The sequence below is a fragment of the Bacillus nitratireducens genome, assembly GCF_036320425.1.
Lineage (GTDB): Bacteria > Bacillota > Bacilli > Bacillales > Bacillaceae_G > Bacillus_A > Bacillus_A nitratireducens.
This window is the reverse complement of the sequence record NZ_JAUMJO010000062.1, coordinates 1-266: the sequence shown is the minus strand read 5'-3', so window position 1 is coordinate 266 and position 266 is coordinate 1. Positions and strand designations below refer to the sequence as shown.

The window sequence follows — 266 nt, the reverse complement described above, 5'->3', positions numbered from 1 at the left end:
ACTACAACAACAAGTTCAACACACGCCCAGAAAGTATCACAGTTCAATTGCTTCAAAATGGTAAAGAGTTCAAAACAGAAGAAGTGAAAGCTGATAAAGAAGGCAACTGGAATTTCAGCTTTAAAGATCTACCAAAGTACGATGGACAAGGAAATGAGTTCAAGTACACAGTAAGTGAAGTAAAAGTGAAAGACTATGAAACAAAAGTAGAAGGAACAACGATTACGAACACTTACAAGAATACGGACAAAACAGAACTAAGTGGT

At 36.1% G+C, this 266-nt stretch carries 1 protein-coding gene; it reads left to right on the top strand.

The genetic code is table 11. The features are described from left to right. A partial coding sequence (locus tag Q3V31_RS30855) for a Cna B-type domain-containing protein (RefSeq protein ID WP_329767706.1) occupies positions 1 to 266 on the top strand: 266 nt, incomplete at both ends.